Origin of the sequence: Mycobacterium sp. E1747, assembly GCF_001667775.1 — a bacterium.
Classification (GTDB): Bacteria; Actinomycetota; Actinomycetes; order Mycobacteriales; family Mycobacteriaceae; genus Mycobacterium.
Genome location: NZ_LZJI01000117.1, coordinates 1 through 19,871 on the forward strand (window position 1 = coordinate 1; position 19,871 = coordinate 19,871).

The 19,871-nt window shown below is 68.3% G+C and carries 14 protein-coding genes; 7 read left to right on the forward strand and 7 right to left on the reverse strand.

Translation table 11 applies throughout. From position 1 onward, the window contains the following. From A5695_RS11970 to A5695_RS11985, 4 genes are all read left to right on the forward strand, one after another. A partial coding sequence (locus A5695_RS11970; protein ID WP_156749594.1) for a non-ribosomal peptide synthetase occupies positions 1–6,108 on the forward strand: 6,108 nt, incomplete at its 5' end. Between the two features lie 60 nt (positions 6,109–6,168). After that, entirely contained in the window at positions 6,169–7,755 is a 1,587-nt protein-coding gene (locus A5695_RS11975) for an NAD(P)/FAD-dependent oxidoreductase (protein WP_082946026.1), read from the forward strand. 45 nt (positions 7,756–7,800) lie between these two features. After that, positions 7,801–8,718, forward strand: a complete 918-nt coding sequence (locus tag A5695_RS11980) for an SDR family NAD(P)-dependent oxidoreductase (RefSeq protein WP_068081586.1) — start codon at positions 7,801–7,803, stop codon at positions 8,716–8,718. An 86-nt stretch (positions 8,719–8,804) separates the two neighbouring features. Next, entirely contained in the window at positions 8,805–9,605 is an 801-nt protein-coding gene (locus tag A5695_RS11985; RefSeq protein WP_082946027.1) for a phthiotriol/phenolphthiotriol dimycocerosates methyltransferase, read from the forward strand. 41 nt (positions 9,606–9,646) lie between these two features. Here A5695_RS11985 and ctpC read toward each other — a convergent pair whose 3' ends face one another. The 4 genes from ctpC to A5695_RS12005 all read right to left on the reverse strand — a co-directional run bounded on the left by ctpC (position 9,647) and on the right by A5695_RS12005 (position 14,387). After that, complete coding sequence (gene ctpC, locus A5695_RS11990; RefSeq protein ID WP_068081589.1) at positions 9,647–11,821, reverse strand: manganese-exporting P-type ATPase CtpC; 2,175 nt, start codon at positions 11,819–11,821, stop codon at positions 9,647–9,649. A gap of 11 nt (positions 11,822–11,832) precedes the next feature. Next, complete coding sequence (locus tag A5695_RS11995) at positions 11,833–12,114, reverse strand: DUF1490 family protein (protein ID WP_066949897.1); 282 nt, start codon at positions 12,112–12,114, stop codon at positions 11,833–11,835. A gap of 90 nt (positions 12,115–12,204) precedes the next feature. Continuing rightward, a complete protein-coding gene (locus A5695_RS12000; protein WP_068081592.1) occupies positions 12,205–12,927 on the reverse strand; it encodes a TIGR03089 family protein in 723 nt (240 codons plus the stop codon). Continuing rightward, positions 12,915–14,387, reverse strand: coding sequence for an LCP family protein (locus A5695_RS12005; RefSeq protein WP_068081595.1), 1,473 nt, complete (start codon positions 14,385–14,387; stop codon positions 12,915–12,917). The genes A5695_RS12000 and A5695_RS12005 overlap by 13 nt, the downstream gene beginning before the upstream one ends. A 98-nt stretch (positions 14,388–14,485) precedes the next feature. Between A5695_RS12005 and rfbD the strand changes: the two genes are divergently transcribed. From rfbD to A5695_RS12020, 3 genes are read left to right on the forward strand one after another with little or no spacing between them, the layout of a single operon-like run. Beyond that, complete coding sequence (gene rfbD / locus A5695_RS12010) at positions 14,486–15,373, forward strand: dTDP-4-dehydrorhamnose reductase (RefSeq protein WP_068081599.1); 888 nt, start codon at positions 14,486–14,488, stop codon at positions 15,371–15,373. Then, positions 15,366–16,265, forward strand: coding sequence for a glycosyltransferase family 2 protein (locus A5695_RS12015; protein WP_068081602.1), 900 nt, complete (start codon positions 15,366–15,368; stop codon positions 16,263–16,265). The genes rfbD and A5695_RS12015 overlap by 8 nt, the downstream gene beginning before the upstream one ends. Beyond that, positions 16,266–17,345 carry a sugar phosphate nucleotidyltransferase gene (locus A5695_RS12020; protein WP_068081605.1) on the forward strand — a complete coding sequence of 360 codons (1,080 nt, stop codon included), beginning with the start codon at positions 16,266–16,268 and terminating at the stop codon, positions 17,343–17,345. It abuts the gene before it with no gap. A gap of 58 nt (positions 17,346–17,403) precedes the next feature. On the opposite strand, the gene A5695_RS12025 is transcribed toward A5695_RS12020, so the two are convergent. The 3 genes from A5695_RS12025 to A5695_RS12035 all read right to left on the reverse strand — a co-directional run. Continuing rightward, a complete protein-coding gene (locus A5695_RS12025) occupies positions 17,404–17,940 on the reverse strand; it encodes an NUDIX hydrolase (RefSeq protein WP_068081615.1) in 537 nt (178 codons plus the stop codon). Next, complete coding sequence (locus A5695_RS12030) at positions 17,937–19,511, reverse strand: class I SAM-dependent methyltransferase (RefSeq protein WP_068081609.1); 1,575 nt, start codon at positions 19,509–19,511, stop codon at positions 17,937–17,939. Before A5695_RS12030 ends, A5695_RS12025 begins: the two co-directional genes overlap by 4 nt. 10 nt (positions 19,512–19,521) lie before the next feature. Next, the coding region (locus tag A5695_RS12035) for a nitroreductase family protein (protein WP_197515466.1) at positions 19,522–19,871 on the reverse strand (350 nt) is incomplete at its 5' end.

Consider the following 19,871-nt stretch of genomic DNA (forward strand, 5'->3'; position numbering starts at 1 on the left):
CGGTTGCCGGCCTATATGGTGCCCTCGGCGATCGTGGTCGTCGATGCTATGCCGTTGACCGTCAACGGCAAACTCGACCAGCGCGCCCTCCCCGAACCCGAATACGGCAAGGCTGAGTATCAGCCCCCCACCAACCCGATCGAAGAGACCCTGACCGACATCTACGCGCAGATTCTCGGAGTGCAGCGGGTCGGGGTCGGCGACTCTTTCTTCGACCTGGGCGGGGACTCCCTGGCCGTGATGCGCCTGGTTGCCGCGGTCAACGCGAGCCTGAACGCCGAGCTTTCGGTGCGGGCGGTGTTCGAGGCGCCGACGGTGGCCGGGTTAGCACCGCGTATCGGTGGCGGAAGCCCGCCGCGGCCGCCCGCGTTGACGCCGGCCGCGCGGCCCGCGTTGACGCCGGCCGCGCGGCCCGCGGTGATCCCATTGTCGTTCGCCCAGTCGCGGTTGTGGTTTCTTGACCAGTTGCAGGGGCGTTCAGCGGTTTACAACATGCCGATCGCACTGCGGCTGCGCGGGAAGGTGAATGCCGAGGCGCTCGGGGCGGCGGTGGCCGATGTGGTGGCCCGGCACGAGAGCCTGCGCACGTTGTTTGTGGCGCCCGACGGAGTCCCCCAGCAGGTGGTTGTCCCCGCCGCGCAAGCCGAATTCGGCTGGGAGATTGTTGATGCCAGCTGCTGGCCGCCCAGCCAGCTGGACGAGGCCATCGGCGTCGCCACTCGCTACGCCTTCGACCTGGCTGCCGAGATTCCGCTGCGGGCGCGGCTATTCCGGTTGGGTGAGGATGCGCACTTGCTGGCTGGAGTGGTCCATCACATCGCTGCCGATGGGCTGTCGATCGGCCCGCTGGTGCGCGATCTGAGCGTGGCCTATGCCAGCCGGTGCGACGGGCGTTCCCCCGATTGGGCGCCCCTGGCGGTGCAGTATGCCGATTACACCCTGTGGCAACGCACACACTTGGGCGATCCCGACGACCCGGACAGCCCCGTCGCGATCCAACTGCGGCATTGGGAGCGGGCCCTGGCCGGGATGGCCGAGCGGTTGACGCTTCCCACCGATCGGCCCTACCCGCTCGTGGCCGATCACCGCGGCGCCACCATCGAATTCGGCTGGCCCGCCCAACTCCAGCACCAGGTCGCTGCGGCTGCCCGCGAACACAACGCAACCGGCTTCATGGTCGTGCAGGCCGCCTTGGCGGTGCTGCTGTCCAAGCTGACCGCGAGTTCCGATGTGGCTGTGGGATTCCCGATTGCCGGACGCCAGGACCCAGCCCTGGACGGGTTGATCGGATTCTTCGTCAACACCTTGGTGCTGCGTGTCGACCTGGGCTGCGACCCCACCATCGCCGATGTCCTGGCCCAAGTGCGCCGGCGCAGCCTGGAGGCCTACGAACACCAAGAAGTGCCCTTCGAACTTCTCGTGGACCGGCTCCACCTCACCCGATCACTCACCCAACACCCCCTGATCCAGACGGTGTTGGCCTGGCAGAACCGCAACCCCGCCGACCTCTCCCTGGGCGAAGTGCAGGTAGACCTCGTCCCGATCGAAATTAACACCGCTCCAATGGATTTGATGTTCACCCTGGGTGAGCGCTTTACCCCGTCCGGTGAGCCGGCGGGGATCGGCGGCACCGTGGTGTTCCGCACCGACGTGTTCGACGCGGTGACCATCGAGACCCTGGTTGGGCGGTTCCAGCGGGTGCTGGCGGCCATGGTCGCCGATCCGGGGAAACGGCTGTCATCGATCGATGTGCTCAGTCAGAACGAGCTCACCCGGCTTGATCGGTGGGGTAACCGTCCGGCGTTGACCGCGCGATCGCCTGCGCCGGTCTCGATTCCGGCGGCGTTCGCCGCTCAGGCGGCCCGGACGCCGGATGGAGTGGCGGTGAGTTTCCAGGGCGGCTCACTGACCTATCGCGAGCTGGACGAGGCCTCGAATCGGTTGGCGCACGCGTTGGCCGAGTACGGGGTAGGCCCGGGCGACTCCGTGGGTTTGATGTTCACGCGGTCGGCCGAGGCGGTCATCGCGATGCTGGGCGTGCTCAAGGCGGGGGCCGCCTACGTCCCCATCGACCCGGCGCTGCCGGCAGCGCGTATCGAGTTCATGCTTGCAGATGCGAGCCCGGTCGCGGTGCTGGCCGGCCCCGGGTTGGCCGATCGCCTCGACGGGTTCGACGTGCCGGTGCTCACCCTGCAAGATCACGTTCTCGATTCCCGTATCACCGCCCGTCCCCCCGCCGCGCTGCCCCCGCCGGACCCCGGCGATACCGCCTATCTGATTTACACCTCGGGTACCACCGGCACCCCTAAAGGTGTTGCGGTCACGCATCGTAACGTCACCCAGTTGATGGCGTCACTGCAGGCCCAAGTGCCGGTGGGTCCGGGTCAGGTGTGGTCGCAGTGGCATTCCTACAGCTTTGACATCTCGGGTTGGGAGATTTGGGGGGCGTTGCTCAACGGCAGCCGGCTGGTGGTCATCCCCGACGACGTGGTGCGTTCACCGAAGGAACTGCAGGCCTTGTTGGTCGCCGAACGGGTGAGCGTGCTCAGTCAAACGCCGTCGGCCTTGGGCGTGTTGTCGCCGGGGGGTTTGGAGGCGGTGACCGTGCTGGTCGGTGGTGAGGCCTGCCCCGCCGAGGTGGTCGATCGGTGGGCGGCGTCCGGGCGGGTGCTGATCAATCAGTACGGCCCGACCGAGACCACGATGTGGGTGGCGATGAGTGCGCCGCTGGCTGCCGAGGCCGCTGCCGTGCCGATCGGCTCTCCGGTGCCGGGTGCGGCGCTATTTGTGTTGGATTCCTGGTTGCGTCCGGTGCCGGTTGGTGTGGTGGGTGAGTTGTATGTGGCCGGTGCTGGTGTGGGGGTGGGGTATTGGCGGCGTTCGTCGTTGACGGGTTCGCGGTTTGTGGCGTGTCCGTTCGGGGCGGCGGGTGTGCGGATGTATCGGACCGGGGATTTGGTGTGGTGGGGTGCTGATGGTCAGTTGCGGTATGTGGGCCGCGCCGATGAGCAGGTCAAGATCCGCGGCTACCGCATCGAACTGGGCGAAATCGAAGCGGCCTTAACCGGTTTCGAGACTGTCCAACAGGCAGTGGTCACGGCCCGCGAAGACCGAGCCGGCGACAAGCGGCTGATCGCCTACGTCACCCTTGACCATATCGTCGCCGCCGACCGGGACGCGGTCGTCGAAGAATGGCAGCACATCTGGGACGACGTGTATGGGGCCGAGCCCGAGGGATCGGCACTAGGCACCGATTTTCGCGGCTGGACGAGCAGCTACACCGGCGAACCGATACCACTCGAGGAAATGATGGAATGGCGCGCGGCCACGGTGGACCGGATCATGGAGGCTCAACCGCGGCGGGTGTTGGAGATCGGCGTCGGGTCGGGGTTGTTGCTTTCACAGATCGCCCCGCAATGCGAGCACTACGTGGCTACCGACACTTCGGCAGTGATGCTCGACCATCTCGCCCGCTTGCTAGAGCGCACGGAGCTCCGGGGTCGGGTGCAACTACTGGCTCAACCCGCCCATGTCACCGAGGGACTGCCGGACCATTACTTCGACACGGTCATTCTCAATTCGGTCATCCAATATTTCCCCGACCGGGGCTATCTGGTCGACCTCCTCGACAGCGCCGTCGAGCGGCTGGCCAGCGGGGGGACATTGTTCATCGGGGACGTTCGCAACTACGCCCTGCAGGGCGCGTTCCAGACCGCTGTCGCGCGCGCCCGTTACGCAACTGCCGACGCCGACGAGATTCGCGATCGGGTGCACCGTGCAACGGTCCGGGAAACCGAATTGTTGGTCGACCCAGCATTTTTTGCCTCCTGGGCCGCCGACCACCCAGCTGTGGCGGGAGTGGACATCCGAGTCAAACGCGGGCTGGCCGACAACGAACTCACCCGGTACCGGTACGACGTCGTCGTCCATACGGCTCCCGCTCCCGTGCGCTCGCTGGCCGAGGTTCCCGGCTGGACGTGGAACCAATTCGACGGCTTACCGGGCCTGTACGACGAGTTGGTGTCGCGGCGTCCCGACGCCGTTCGTGTCACGGAGATCCCCCGCACCGGCCTGGTGACCGACGTCCAGCTGGATCGAGCAATCGCCGCGGGAATGTCACTGGGCGAAGCATTCGCCGAAGCAGCCGACATCCGCAACACCACCACGCCCGAAGAATTGCATCGTCTCGCCCCAACCACCGGATACCGCGTAGCGGTCACGTGGGGCGCCGAACCGGGGACCCTCGACGCCGTCTTCGTCTCGGCTGGCGACCCAGCCTACGAGAACCTCTCGCGGCTAAGTGACCTGTACCTGCCGCGCGCGAAAGATCTTCGCCGCACGCCGCATACGAGCAATCCGCACACCAACACCACGATCAGCGCGCTGCGTGAGCGAGCGACCGCGCAATTGCCCGACTACATGGTGCCGGCGCACTTCGTCGTGCTCGAGGAGTTCCCCTTGACCGCGTCGGGCAAGCTTGACCGGCGCGCTTTGCCGGCACCGGAGTATCGGGGCATGGACCGGTACCGTGCCCCCATCGACGCCGTCGAGGAAGCCCTCGCCGATATCTACGCAAAGGTGCTCGGGCTCGATCGAGTCGGCGTCGACGACTCGTTCTTCGAGTTGGGTGGCGATTCGTTGTCGGCAATGCGTCTTGTGGCAGCGATCAACGCCAGGCTCAACGCCGACCTGTTGGTGCGCGCCGTATTTGACGCGCCGACCATCAAGGGTCTGCGCCGGCACCTGACTGTGCGATCGCTACCCCAGGGCCGGCCCACCGTTGCATCGGTGCACGGGGATGCCGGCACCGAGCTGCACGCCACCGACCTCACGCTCGACAAATTCATCGACGCCCCAACACTGACCGCGGCGCCGACCCTGCCCGGCCCGAGTGCCGAGGTGCGGACCGTCCTGCTGACGGGCGCGACCGGCTTCCTCGGGCGCTACCTCGTCTTGGACTTGCTGAGGCAACTCGACGAACGAGACGGCAAGCTGATCTGCCTGATCAGGGCAGAGTCCGACGACCATGCGCGGCAACGATTGGAGAGCACCTTCGATGGCGCGGATTCGAGATTGCTACTGGACTTCCGCGAACTTTCCGCTGGCCGCCTGGAGGTGATAGCGGGCGACAAGAGCGCCGCCGGGCTGGGCATCGGTCCGCAGGCTTGGCAGCGCCTGGCTGCCGGCGTGGATTTGATCGTTGACGCCGCAGCCCTCGTCAATCTCGTCCTGCCCTACAGCGAACTCTTCGGACCCAATGTGGTGGGCACCGCAGAACTGATCCGCCTGGCGCTCACCACGAAACTCAAGCGCTACACATTCGTCTCGACTTACGACGTCGGCCGTCAGATCGCACCGTCGATGTTCACCGAGGATGCCGACATTCGCGTCATCAGCGCCCACCGCGCGGTCGACGACACCTACGCGAATGGCTACGGCAACAGCAAGTGGGCGAGCGAGATCATGCTGCGCGAGGCTCACGACCAATGCGGGCTGCCAACCGTGATCTTCCGCAGCGGGATGATATTGGCCGACACCACGTATTCCGGCCAGCTCAATCTGGCGGACATGGTCACCCGGATGGTGCTCAGTGTCGTGGCCACCGGCGTCGCGCCACGATCTTTCTACCGGCTCGACGCGGCCGGCAATCCGCAACGCGCGCACTATGACGGGCTGCCTGTCGAATTCGTGTCCGAGGCGATCGCCACGCTGGGGGTGCGAGCCGTTGACGGGTTCGAGACTTATCACGTGATGAACCCGCACGACGACGGCGTCGGGCTCGACCAATTTGTGGATTGGCTGATCGAGGCCGGTTATGCGGTCCAGCGAATCGATGGTTTCGGTGAGTGGTTACAGCGATTTGAGCAGAGATTGCGCGCCCTGCCGGAGCGGCAGCGCCGGCACTCGGTGCTGCCGATGTTGCCGGCGATGGTGGGCGATAATGAGGCGCAGCCCGCAGAACCGACCCTCGGGTCCTTCGCGCCGGTGGACGGATTCCGCGTCGCAGTGAAGGAAGCGAATCTTGGTACGGACAACGACATTCCCCACATTTCGGCAGCGATGATCATCAAGTACGCCACCGACTTGCGTTTACTCAGGCTCCTCTAGCCGGTTATACGCACCGACCAATGGACGGATATTCGTGACCCACGGTTTGGAACGGAGTTCATGAGCGGGGACGGCAAACGCGAAGCCCCTGCGCGATGCGGAGCTTCTTCGACACCCTCGCGCGGGAATCCGTTCGGCGGCACCGAGACGCCCCGGATTGTGATCGTTGGCGCGGGGTTTGGGGGCATCGGCCTCGCGGTGCTCCTGAAAAAGGCCCGCGTCGACACCTTCACAATCTATGAACAGGCTGAGGGGCCGGGCGGGGCCTGGTGGTACAACCGGTACCCCGGCGCCGAGGTGGACACGGTTTCGTTCGTCTATTCGTATCCGTTCAAGCGACACCGGTGGAGCCGGACCCATGCCAAGCAGCCTGAGCTTCTGCAGTACCTCAACGACACGATCGATGAGTTCGGCGTGCGTGCTCATCTGCGGTGCGGTGTAGGCGTCACGTCCGCGCGCTGGGACGAATCGGCGCACGTCTATCATCTGACGCTCAGCAGCGGTGAAACGACGTGGTGCCACGTTCTGGTCGGAGCGACGGGATTTCTGAACATTCCGAAATTGCCGACCTGGCCCGGATTGGATGCGTTCCAAGGCCCCACGTTCCATTCCTCGCGCTGGGAGCCTCAGCACGATCTGCAAGGCTTGACGGTCGCGGTAGTGGGGACCGGATCGACGGGAACACAGATCGTCCCCGAACTCGCACCGATCGTGAAGCGCCTTTACGTGTTTCAGCGCGAACCCGGCTGGATCGTCGCAAAAGACGCTCGTGATTATTCCCCTAAGGAGCGGGCTGCCATGGGCGTCGCATGGCGCTACCGATGGGCGAGGGCGAAATGGCTCACGTTGGCAGAGGTGTTCTACCTTCGCGGGGCTCCTTTCCGGCGGGGCTCCCTCTTCCATTCCGCCGGCCAAAGGTCCGCGCTCAGCCACATCGACAAGCAACTTCGAGATCGGCCCGACCTCAAGGAAGCGGTGGCGCCCAACTATCCGTTGTGGGGTAAGCGTTTGGTCTTCAACTCGACCTTCTACCCCGCGCTCAAACGCGACAACGTCGAGTTAGTGCCGAATGCCGTTGCCGCGGTCACGCCGACCGGCATCCTCGATGAGGCCGGCGTGGAAAGACGCATCGATGTACTGGTGCTGGCCACCGGTTTTCAAACCACCAATTACCTTGGCACAATGGAAGTTCGCGGGAGCGGCGGTCAGACCCTGCAAGGATTCTGGCAGGGAGAACCCAGGGCCTTCCTTGGCATCACGGTGCCAACGTTTCCCAATTTCTTCATGATGTACGGACCGGGGACCAATGGCGCGGTCGTCTTGTCGATGCTGATGTGCCAAGCCGAGTACATCGTCCGCGCCGTCAAGCGGATGCAGCACCAACGCGTCACCGCTATCGAAGTAAAGCGCAGATGGGCGGATCGCTATCACGTGTGGCTTCAGGCCCGGGTGAACCGCACGGTGTGGGGATCGGCGCATAACTACTATCGCGGACCGACCGGCGCCATCGTGACCCAATGGCCTTTTGGCCCGGGGCTTTACGGCCTGATGGTGCGGGCGCTTGGCCGCGCGTCCGAACGGACACGATGCCTGGCGCCCACCGACGCCGGGTCAGGTATTGCGACGATAGCCGCAGACGAAACGTGACGTTCCTAATCGAACAAACGCGTACCGAACCCGGGAGCACGACCAATGCGAACCAAATGGACCGTCGCCAACATCCCTGACCAAGGCGGCCGCGTCGCCGTCATAACGGGGGCCAACACCGGCATCGGCTTCCACACCGCCGCCGCGCTGGCGGGCAAAGGTGCAGCTGTGGTCCTCGCGGTTCGCAACCTCGGCAGGGGTCGAGACGCTGCGTCGCGGATCACCGCGCAACACCCGAACGCCACTGTCGTGATACAACATCTGGACCTCACGTCGTTGCGGGCAATTCGCCAGTGCGCCGACGAGATCAAGTCGACACATCAACGTATCGACTTGCTGATCAACAACGCGGGCGTATGTTATACGGACAAGAGCCGCACCAAAGATGGGTTCGAATTACAGTTTGGCACAAATCATCTCGGTCACTTCGCGCTGACCGGCTTGCTCTTGGACCGGCTGCTGCAGATCGACGGCTCACGGGTGGTGACCGTCAGCAGCGTTGGGCACCGCACCCTGGCGAAAATCAAGTTCGACGATCTGCAGTCGGAACGCACCTACAACCGCGTCAAGGCGTACGGGCAGTCGAAACTGGCGAACCTGTTATTCACCTACGAACTGCAGCGCCGGCTGGCCCGTGGCGGAGCTCCGACTGCCGCGCTTGCCGCTCACCCCGGCGGCTCCAGGACGGAACTACTGCGCAACATGCCGACTTGGATTCGACCGCCCGCTCAACTGGTCTGGAACCTGTGGGCGCAAAGCGCTGAGATGGGCGCGCTGCCCACGCTGCGCGCCGCCACCGATCCGGAGGCGCGGGGCGGCCAGTACTACGGGCCCGATCGGATCCTGGAGAACCACGGGTACCCCAAGCTCGTCACATCCAGCAAGCAGTCGCACGACAAAGCGCTGCAGCGGCGGCTCTGGGCGGTGTCGGAGGAACTGACCGGTGTTACCTTCCCGCTCTGACACGAGGCGCCGGTTCGGCGGTGTCGCCGAGCCGCGTCGAGAGCTGATCTGCCTCGCAGACCCGCGGGGGCGTTCATACTGAACCGATGAGCCTGTTGTCCCCGCCATCCCGGAGTCTGTTCGCGAAGTACTCGTATTTCCTTTGGAACCAGTACAACTCGACCCTCAACCGGTACTGGTATCCGCTCGCCACCCGCTATTCCAGCACCGATGATCAGCTGTTCCTCAGCTGGGGTTACGAGGAGGATCCACCGATGGCTTTGCCGTTGGCGCAAGCCGACGAGGCCGACCGGTACTTCATCCAGCTTTACCACCGCGTCGCCAGCCAGACCGATCTCACCGGCAAGCGGGTGTTGGAGGCTAGTTGCGGGCACGGTGGTGGGGCGTCCTACCTTGTGCGCACCCTCGGCCCCGCTGCCTACACCGGACTGGACTTGAACTCCGCAGGCATCGACTTCTGCCGGCGAAGGCATCAACTGCCCGGCTTGGATTTCGTCCAAGGCGACGCACAGGAGCTGCCCTTCGTCGACCGATCGTTCGACGCAGTGGTGAATGTCGAGGCCTCGCACGGCTACGCCGACATTGCCCGCTTCCTTGCCGAAGTGGCCCGCGTGCTGAGGCCGGGAGGTCATTTCCTTTACGCCGACGTCCGCCGCGGTCAGGATGTCGTCAAGTGGGAACGCGAGCTGGCCGACGCCCCGATGCGGCTCCTTTCCCAACGGACCATCAACGAGCAGGTCGCACGCGGGGTGAAGAACAACTTGCCGGCTCTGAAAAGCCAGTCCCGCCTTCCGGATTTCTACGTCAACAGGGTATTCGGAAACATCTACCGGAAATTGAAGGACGAGCAGTTGATTTACCGAATGTACTGCTTCGCCGTTGACTGAAGTGGCGTTGTACAGGGGAGCGCGGAATCCTCAACCGGCAACTAGTCCAGCCGGTACCGGATCAGCCGGGAGCTGTTGGCCACCACCGCGACCGACGACGCGTTGTGCAGGATCGCGGCCAGCACGGGGGACAGCGCGCCGCCGGCGCCGATGATCAGCCCGGCGGCGTTGACCGCGATCGACATGCCGTAGTTCTCCCGGATGACCTCCACCGCCCTAGCGCCCAGGTCCCGCACGTCGAGCAGGCGGTGCAGGTCGTCGTTGGCCAGCGCCACGTCGGCCGTCTCCACCGCGACGTCGGTTCCGGCCAGGCCCATGGCGATCCCGATGTCGGCGGCCGCCAGCGCCGGGGCGTCGTTGATGCCGTCGCCCACCATGCCGACCACGTAGCCGTCGTCCTGCAGATCGCGCACCACCTCGAGCTTGTCCTCCGGCATCACCTCGGCGCGCCACTCGTCGATCCCCAGCTCGTCGGCGACCACCTGGGCGATGTCGGGATGGTCGCCGGTGAGCATCACGATGCGGCGAATGCCATTGTCCCGCAACTGCTTCAGTACCTCAATCGCCTCGGGGCGCACCTCGTCGCGCAGGCTGATCAAACCCACCAGCTTGCCGTCGACCGCCAGCAGCAGCGGGGTCTCGGCCTGGCGCCGCAGCCTGTCCACCCACTCCGAGGCCTTCTTGGACACCCGCACCTTCTCGGCGCGCAGCAGGCCGGGGCTGCCGAGCAGCAGGGTGCGGCCGTCGGCCCAGGTGCGCATGCCCAGGCCGACCAGCACCTCGCACTCCTCGTGCGGGGGGATGGTGATGTGGCGCTCCTCGGTCGAGCGGATCACCGCCTCGGCCAGCGGGTGCCGGGAGTGGATCTCCGAGCTGGCCGCGTACGCCAGCACCTGCTCGGGTTCCCAATCCTTATGTAGCGCAATGATATTGGTGACCACCGGACGGCCGACGGTCAGGGTGCCGGTCTTGTCGAACACGATCGCGTCCACCCGGCCGGCCTGCTCGAGATGCGATCCGCCCTTGATCAGGATGCCGCGGCGCGCGCCGTTGCCGATCGCGGCGCTGATGGCCGTCGGGGTGGACAGGCCCACCGCGCAGGGGCAGGCGATCAGCAGCATGGTCATCGCCCGGCGCACGTCTGAAGTGACCGCCAGGGTGAGGGCCGAGACGATGAACGAGGTGGGAACGAAACGGCGGGAGAAGTTTTCGCCGACGGTCTGGATGGGCGCCCGGTCGTGCTGCGCCTCCTCGACGCGGGTGATGATGCGTCCGATCGCCGTCTGGTTGCCGACGGCCTCGGCGCGCACCACCAGTCGCCCGCGCACCACGACCGACCCGGCGTGCACATGCGCGCCGACCGCGACGGAAACGGGCAGGTTCTCGCCGGTGATCGCGGACTGGTTGACGATCGCTTCGCCGTCGACGACCTCGCCGTCCACCGGTATCGCGACGTGGTCGTGGATGATCACCTCGTCGCCGATCTGCACGCTGTCGATGGGCACCTGGACTTCGGCCCCGTCGGCCAGCCGGATCCAGGCTGTGTCCTGGCTGCCGCGCAGCAGCTCGGAGATCGCTCGCCGGGTGCGACGCAGGGTCAGGTCCTGCAGATACTCGCCGATGTTGAGCAGCCACAGCACGGTGAGCGCCACCACGTTCTCGCGCAACACCAGGCTGGCCACCGTCGCCGCCGACACCAGGGCGTCGGTGCCGGCCCGGCCCGAGCGCAACGAGCGGAGCGCGCCGCGCAGGAACGGGTAGCCGGTGAAGATGGTGACGCCGGTGGCCAGGACCCGGCCGTTCGGGCCCAGCAGCGGCGGCCGAGCGAACACGTAGCGGCGCACGCCGAGCAGGGCCAGCGCCGCGCCGCCGATGACCATCCGCAGCACCTCGGTGTTGCGGATCTCCGACGAATGCGGCGCACGGGCCGGGATCAGCTCGGCGGCGACGTGCGCGGCGGAGTCGATCGCCGCCAGCACCGCGGCGCGATCGCAACGGCGGGGCGAGTACCAGACCACGACCGATCCGGTGCGCGGGTAGGCGTGCACCACGCGCACGCCATCCTCCTTGGCGACGGCCTCCTCGACCGCCACCGCGCGCCGGGAATTGCAGCGCAGCCAGTCGACGGAAACCCGCATGCGCCCGGCAGCATCCGAAATGACCTGCAGCGCAGTGTCTTGCGGGCGGGCCGGTTCCAGGTCGGTGGCGAGCGCCATCGAAGCGCGGATCAGTGGTCGTGCTGGTGGACGTCGGCGACGGCCGGGGTGGGCGCTTCCTCGCCGATGCGCTCGCGGGCTTCGGCCATGACGTCGGCGATCTTGAGCCGGGCCGACTCGGCGGCCTCCTCGGCCTTGCGGGTGCCACGCAGTCCCAGCTCGGCCGCCGACACCGCGGTCTCGTGCAGCGGCGCCTTGGCCACGGCCTTGCGCACCACCTCATAGGCCGTCACGCCGACGAGGCCGGTGACCACCGTCGATGCCGCCTTTGCCAAGAGCGCGTACCCCGCCATTGCCCGGACCTCCTTGTCGTCGCAGCGTCAGCTGATGCTCGCTCGACGTTAACATCGAAATATAGCGATATCAATATGAATCGGGCGGCTCTAGAGCACCCGGGTGACCTTTTCGGTCTCGATCCGGCGCGGCAGCGCCGACGGGTCGGGATGGGCCACCTGCACCAGCGACGCGCCGACGGCCAGGATCGCCAGCAGTCCGTCCACCAGCTCCTCGGGACGCGACCACGCGGCGGTGGACAGGACGCGGTCGTCAGCCGTCAATTCCCTGGCGGCGGCCGAACTTTGGCAATCGGCCAGCACCTCGTCAACCGACCGGCCGGCCAGCGCCGGACCGGGGTGGCGTTCGGCGACGATCTGGTCGCCGTGCACGCGCACGGCGGTGGCGTAGTCGGTGACCCCGATCGGCAGGTCGGCGGCCGGGCGACCGAACGGATCCAGCGACAGCACCGCCACCTCACCGGCTATCGAGTCCGCCTCATCGAGCCGTTCGGTTGTGCACAGCGCGAGGTCCGCCGCGCCCGGTTCGAGCACCGTCTCGGCGCCGATCCACCAGACGCCGAACAACACCGCCGCCGTCTGCCAGTGCGCCGGCAGCAGGATCGCGACCCGGCTGCCCGGCCCGGCACCCAGCTCGTCGCGCAACAGGTTGCCGGTCTTGGCGGCCCAGTTGGCCAGCGTCGCCGCGGACAACTCGATGCGCTCGCCGGTGGCCCCAAGAGCATCGTCGTAGTAGGTGATGCGCGGGCCGACCGGGTCGGCCCGCAGCATCGGGTCCAGGATGGCGCCGGAGAGCGTGCTCAGTTGATGCATTCGGGCTTGTCGGAACCGGCGGTCAGGATCGGCGAGGGCGCCGGGACGTTGGGATCGGCCGCCACCGCACCGACGTTGGACACCCGGGCGGGCATCACCGTCCCGGTGCCGGACAGGCCCGAGCCGGGGCCGCTGTAGTCGTTGCCCAGCACCACCCGGACCGAGCCCGGCGCGACGGAGGCATCGGCGACCACCGGCAGCCCGCCCAGCTCCTTGGACACCTGCTGGGCGCCGAGGTCGTCGGTCTTGGCGGCCCGCACCTGGCTGCCCTTGACGTGGCCGCCGTCGTTGTTGCCGACCGTGCCCGCGCCAAATCCCTTGGCGGTCAACACCTGGGACACCGCCGATGCCAGCCCGTTGATGTCGGTGTCGTTGACCACGCTGGCGGTCGTCTTCGCCGGGGTGTAGGCGATCTCCTCGGTCTTGCCCTGCTCCTGGTCGTGCAGCAGCCCGTTGACCCAGTCCTGGACCTGGTGCGGGTCCACCCGCACCACGCTCTGCATGCCGTCGTCGCTCCAGCCGGCACCGTCTAGCACCGGGATGGTGGCGAAGGCGACGTTGCCGCCGGCGAGCTTCTGCATCTGCTGCACGAAATCCATGACGTCCCAACCCTGCGAGATCACCACCGAGCGTTGCACGGCCGCCTCCAGACGTTTGACCGTCGCGGGGCTGGACAGTGTCTTGCCGGAGATGACCCGGTGGGCCAGCGAGGCCATCACCACCTGCTGGCGGACCACCCGGTCCAGGTCGCCGCGCGGCAGCTCGTGGCGCTGGCGGACGAAGCTGAGCGCCTCGGGCCCGTCGAGCCGTTGCGGGCCGGCCGGGAAGTCGGCGCCCGAAAGCGGTTCGAACACCGGCTCTTTGAGGCAGACATCCACGCCGCCGAGCGCATCGGTGATCAGGGAGAAGCCGAGCAGGCCGATCTCGGCGTAGTGGTCGACGGTGACACCGGTGAGGTCGGCGACGGTCTTGATCAGGGCCTCGCGCCCGGCCTCGGTGCCCTGCGCGGCGGCGTCCTCGGCCGAGTCGCCGGCCTTGACCAGGTTGGTGCGCTTGGCCTCGCGGGTCTGGCCGTAGACGCCGTTGATCTTGGTCTTGCCCAGGCCGGGGGCCGCGACGTAGGAGTCACGGGGGATCGAGATCGCGGTCGCCGACTTCCCGTTGTTGGGGATCCGGATCAGGATGATCGTGTCGGTGTTGGTCGCTTCCTCGTCGCCGGCCCGCAGGGTGGCCAGTTCCTCCTGTGAGAGCGGGTTGCCGTGGGCGTCGGTGCGGCTGTCGAGGCCGACCAGCAGGATGTCGATCGCGCCGTCGTCGCCGCCCTTGCCGAGCGAGGGTGCGGACATGTGGAAGATGCCGTCCTCGAAGGACCGGACGTTGCTCCACGCGAGCCCGGTGCCGAGGACGACAACGAGCGTGAGCGCAGTGGCAATCACACGAACCACACGTTGCACAGGCATCCCACTAGGTTACTTGCGACACAGACGCTTCGCGGGTAGCGCGGCCCCGCGCGCCCCGGCCGTCGCCCGCGCCTTTGCGCGCATGCCAAACTTCAACCATGTCGAGCAGGATCGTGATCGCCGGTGCCGGGGGGCAACTGGGCAGCTATTTGCGGTCGCTCGCGGCCGGTCAGGGCCGTGACGTGCTGGCCATGACGTCGTCGGAGTGGGACATCACCGACCCCGCGGCCGCCGAGCGAATGGTCTCAAGCGGCGACGTGGTGATCAACTGCGCGGCCTACACGGACGTCGACGGCGCCGAGAGCGACGAGGCCGGTGCCTTCGCCGTCAACGCCACCGGTCCGCAGAACATCGCGCGGGCCTGCGCGCGTGCGGGCGCCCGGTTCATCCACGTCTCGACCGACTACGTCTTCAACGGGGACTTCGGTGGCGCCGCCCCGCGTCCGTACGAGCCCAGCGACCCCACCGCGCCGTCGGGCGTGTACGGGCGCAGCAAGCTGGCCGGGGAAGAGGCCACGCTGGCGGCGCTTCCCGACGCGGTCATCGTCCGCACCGCCTGGGTCTACACCGGCGCCGACGGCAAGGACTTCGTCGCCGTCATGCGCCGCCTGGCCGCCGGGGACGGCCCGGTCAACGTGGTCGACGACCAGGTCGGGTCACCCACCTATGTGGGCGACCTGGCGGAGGCGCTGCTGCAGGTCGCCGACGACGGCGTGCCCGGGCCCATCCTGCATGCCGCCAACGAGGGCGCGGTGTCCCGTTTCGAGCAGACCCGCGCGATCTTCTCCGAATGCGGCGCCGATCCCGAGCGCGTTCGGCCGGTCAGCACCGCGGAGTTTCCGAGGCCGGCGCCGCGCCCGACCTACTCCGCGCTGTCCGGCCGCGAGTCCGCCGCGGCGGGCCTACGGACGTTACGGCCCTGGCGCCCCGCGCTTGTCGCGGCGCTCGCGGCCGCCGATCGACCGTTACCCTCGACGCGTGACTGACGTGCTGCCGGTCGTGACGGTGACCTACTCACCGGGCCCACACCTCGAGCGCTTCCTGGCCTCGCTGTCACTGGCCACCGAGCGGCCCGTGTGGGTCCTGATGGCCGACAACGGCTCCACCGACGGGGCGCCGCAGGCCGCCCTCGAGCGCTACCCGAATGTGCGGCTGTTCCACACCGGGGCCAACCTTGGGTACGGCACCGCGGTGAATCGCGCGGTCGCGCAGCTCGCCGATTCGGCGGAGGTCGACGACGACTGGGTGATCGTGGCCAACCCGGACGTGCAATGGGGCCCGGGCAGCATCGACGCCCTGCTGGATGCCGCGGCTCGCTGGCCGCGCGCCGGCGCCCTGGGTCCGCTCATCCGCGACCCGGACGGGTCGGTGTACCCGTCGGCGCGGCACCTGCCCAGCCTGATTCGGGGCGGCATGCACGCGGTCGTCGGCCCTCTGTGGAAGCGCAACCCGTGGTCGGCGGCCTACCGCCAGGAGCGGCTGGAGCCCAGCGAACGCCCGGTCGGCTGGTTGTCCGGGTCGTGCCTGCTGGTCCGCCGGTCCGCCTTCGCCCAGGTCGGCGGGTTCGACGAGCGCTACTTCATGTATATGGAAGACGTCGACCTCGGGGACCGGCTCGGCCGGGCCGGCTGGCTGAGCGTCTACGTGCCGTCGGCCGAGGTCCTGCACCACAAGGGCCACTCCACCGGCGGCGACCCCGCGAGCCACCTGGCCGCGCATCACGTGAGCACGTACCTGTTCCTGGCCGACCGGCACGCGGGGTGGTGGCGCGCGCCGCTGCGCTGGGTGCTGCGCGCCTCGTTGGCGGTTCGGTCGCGCCTGATGGTGCGTGGCGCGCTGCGGGATCGGCGACGGAAACTGGCGGAAGGGCGGCGCTGAATGGCTAACCCACAAGTCGATGCGGTGATTCTGGTCGGCGGCAAGGGCACCCGGCTGCGGCCGCTGACCCTGTCGGCGCCCAAGCCGATGCTGCCCACCGCCGGGCTGCCGTTCTTGACCCACCTCCTGTCGAGGATCGCCGCGGCGGGCATCGAGCACGTCATCCTGAGCACCTCGTATGAGGCCGAGGTGTTCGAGGCGGAGTTCGGCGACGGGTCCAAGCTGGGCCTGCAGATCGAATACGTCACCGAGGACAGCCCGCTGGGCACCGGCGGCGGCATCGCCAACGTCGCCGGCCACCTGCGCCACGACACCGTGTTGGTGTTCAACGGCGACGTGCTGTCCGGTTCCGACCTCAACCAGATGATCGACTTCCACCGGGCCCAGCACTCCGACGTCACGCTGCACCTGGTGCGGGTGGGCGATCCGCGGGCCTTCGGCTGCGTCACCACCGACGAGAACGGGCGGGTCACCGCGTTCGTGGAGAAGACGCAGGATCCGCCGACCGATCAGATCAACGCCGGCACGTACGTGTTCGCCCGCGACATCATCGACCGGATCCCGCGCGGCCGCGAGGTGTCGGTCGAACGCGAGGTGTTCCCGGCCCTGCTCAAGGACCCGGACGTCAAGGTGTGCGGCTACGTCGACGCCACCTACTGGCGGGACATGGGCACCCCGGAGGACTTCGTGCGGGGCTCGGCGGACCTGGTGCGCGGCATCGCGCCGTCGCCGGCGCTGCACGGTCACCGCGGCGAGCAGCTGGTGCACGACGGCGCGGCGGTGTCGCCGGGCGCGGTGCTGGTGGGCGGCACCGTCGTCGGGCGGGGCGCCGAGATCGGGCCCGGCGTGCGGCTGGACGGCGCGGTGATCTTCGACGGCGTCAAGGTCGAGGCCGGCAGCGTGATCGAGCGCTCCATCATCGGCTTCGGCGCGCGCATCGGCCCGCGGGCGCTGATCCGCGACGGCGTGATCGGCGACGGGGCCGACATCGGCGCGCGCTGCGAGCTGCTGCGCGGCGCCCGGGTCTGGCCCGGCGTCTCGATTCCCGACGGCGGGATCCGCTACTCGAGCGACGTGTGAGGCTCTCCCCGCGAATGTGCGGCCAACCGCGCGTTCGGCATCGAGTGTGCGGCCAGCTTCACGCTCGGCGGGCCCGCGACGCCAAATACGCCAGCGCGTGGTCGGTGCCGTCCGGCAGCGCGTCGATCGGCCACCACCGCAGGTCGTCCGACTCGTCGCTGATCGCGATCCGCGCACCGGCCGGCGCGTGCGCCACGAACTGCAGATCCAGGTGGCGGGTGGGCACGCCCAGTGAGCAGGTGACCGGGTGGACGTGCACCGCGGCCAGCCGGCGTTCGATGCGCAGGCCGTCGACGCCGGACTCCTCGGTGGCCTCGCGCAGGGCGGCGGCGACGACGTCGCCGTCGTCATCGTCGCAGTGGCCGCCCAGCTGCACCCAGCGGCCCAGCCGGGGATGCAACGTCAGCAACACCCGGTCGCCGGTGTGGTCGAGCACCAGCGCCGAGGCGGTGACGTGACCGGGCACGCACTCGCGGCGGCACGCGTCGGGACGGGCCAGCACGAAGGCCAGCACCGCGTGCCGCAACGAGTCCTGCTCGGCGTCGGGCGCCTGCCAGTCGGACAGCAGCGCGATCACCGACCCCCGGACGCTCACCGGGCCCCCCGCCGCTTCCGGCGATCCCGCAGCGCCGCCCACGCCGCGCGGCACTGTGCCACCACCTCGGGCCGCAGCCCCAGGCCGTCGATCAGCACGTGGCGGTCGACGAGATCCAGGGCCTTCTCGATCTCGTTGGCCTTCAACAGCAGGTCGACGTCGCCGGCCAGCTCCGGGCCGGCCACGGGCGGTGGGGGAATGGGCAGCTGCTCGGCCTCGCGGGGTTCCAGCTCCAAGATCCCCCCGCCGTAACTGCGGCCGATGATCTCGGCGAAGGCGAACGTCACGCTGTTGTGGAAGACCGTCGCCAGCGCCGCCGCGTCGACCCCGGCGGCAAGCCGGACCCGGTGCACCGTGTCGGTGCACGTCGCGCCGACGGCGTTGACGGTCAACCGCGGCGCGAGGTGGATCTGCCGCAGCAGGAACAGGTCCGGGATCCACGGTGACGGGGTGCGCCACCACGGCTTGCGGATCGAGCACTTGTAGCCCCGGTGCACGCCGGCGGACTCACCGGCCCGGATGTGTGCGACCAGCGCGGGGTCGTCCGCGTCGAGCGGCGCGTCGAGCAGCCAGGCCCGGCGCCCGGCGGCGACATCGCTTGCCCGACAATCGGAGTCGTAGACCAGCCCGGACAGCTGCGCGCTGCGCGAGACGAGCGGCACACAGTGGGGCAGCAGCCCCAGCTCGCGGGCGTGGGCTTCGGCGAACGTGAAGAAGCTGTTGCGGCCCGTGACGATGCCGACGTCCACGTCGGCGACCGAGCCGAGCCGGGTCATCGCCGTCGAGCCCTTGAGCGTTCGCAGCAGCCGGATCGCGTCCGGGCGCAGGAAGTACTTGGTCCACTTCTCGTTCTCGTGCAGCAGGGCGGGGGCCCAGTCGAGGTCGGCGTCCGCATCCGCGAGCGCGTCGGCGTCGGTGAGGTGCAGGGCGCGGATGCGGGCCGGCCCGGCGCCGGCGACCCCGCAGAACAGCACGACCTCCTGCAGGATGCCGTCGAACACCAGTCGCTCGAACGTCACCAGGGTGATGTCGCTGAACCGGCGCAGCAGGAACTCGCGCAGCTGCGCGGCGTAGGTGACCTGGAGCAACTCGGCCGGCAGCACCAGGCCCACCCGGCCGCCGTCGCGCACCAGGATCGAGCTCGCCACCACGAAGGGGACCCAGGCGTTGGTCAGGCGGCTAGGCCGCAATCCCGCGCGCCTCATCAGCTCCAGCGCGGGCTCGCGCTGCTCGGCCGCCCAGTTGCCGAACCGGATGTAGGGCGGGTTCCCGGCGACGCCGTCCCAGCCGCCGGGCTCGGTGGTGCCGAGCCAGTCGAACAGGTTAGCGGCGTCGACGGGTGCGAATTCCCTTGCCTTGGCCGCCTCCTCGGCGACGAGTTCGACCCCTCGGGGGCGCGCGCCGAGGGCGGCCAGCTCGCGCAGGATGGCGCCGTCGCCGCAGGAGGGTTCGACGATGCGCGGTCCGGCCCCGCGAACCCAGCCGGCCAGGAACCGGGCGACGGGCGCGGGCGTGTAGTAGCCGCCGCGGGCCTTGTCGGCGGACGCCGCCGCCTTGCCCGCAAATCTCATGGGGCCAGTATCACTTGCGGATCAACAGATCCCCGGCGTCCGCGGCGTCGCGCGGGCCGGTGGGTTCCTCGGGGTAACCGATCGCGATGGCGCCCAACGGCTCCCAATCCGCGGGCAAGTCGAGTTCGGCGCGCACCAGGTCGGGGGCGAATATCGTCGAGCCGATCCAGCAGCTGCCCACCCCCCGCACGGCCAGCGCGACGAGCAGGGCCTGCACGGCCGCCCCGACGGCGACGGTGAACATGGTGTGCTCGGCCTCGGCGCGGGCGGCGTCGGGATAGGTGTGCGCGCCGTCGAGGACCAGCATCGGGATGACGACCTCGGCTGCGTCGTAAAGGATCTGGCCGCGCGCCACCCGGC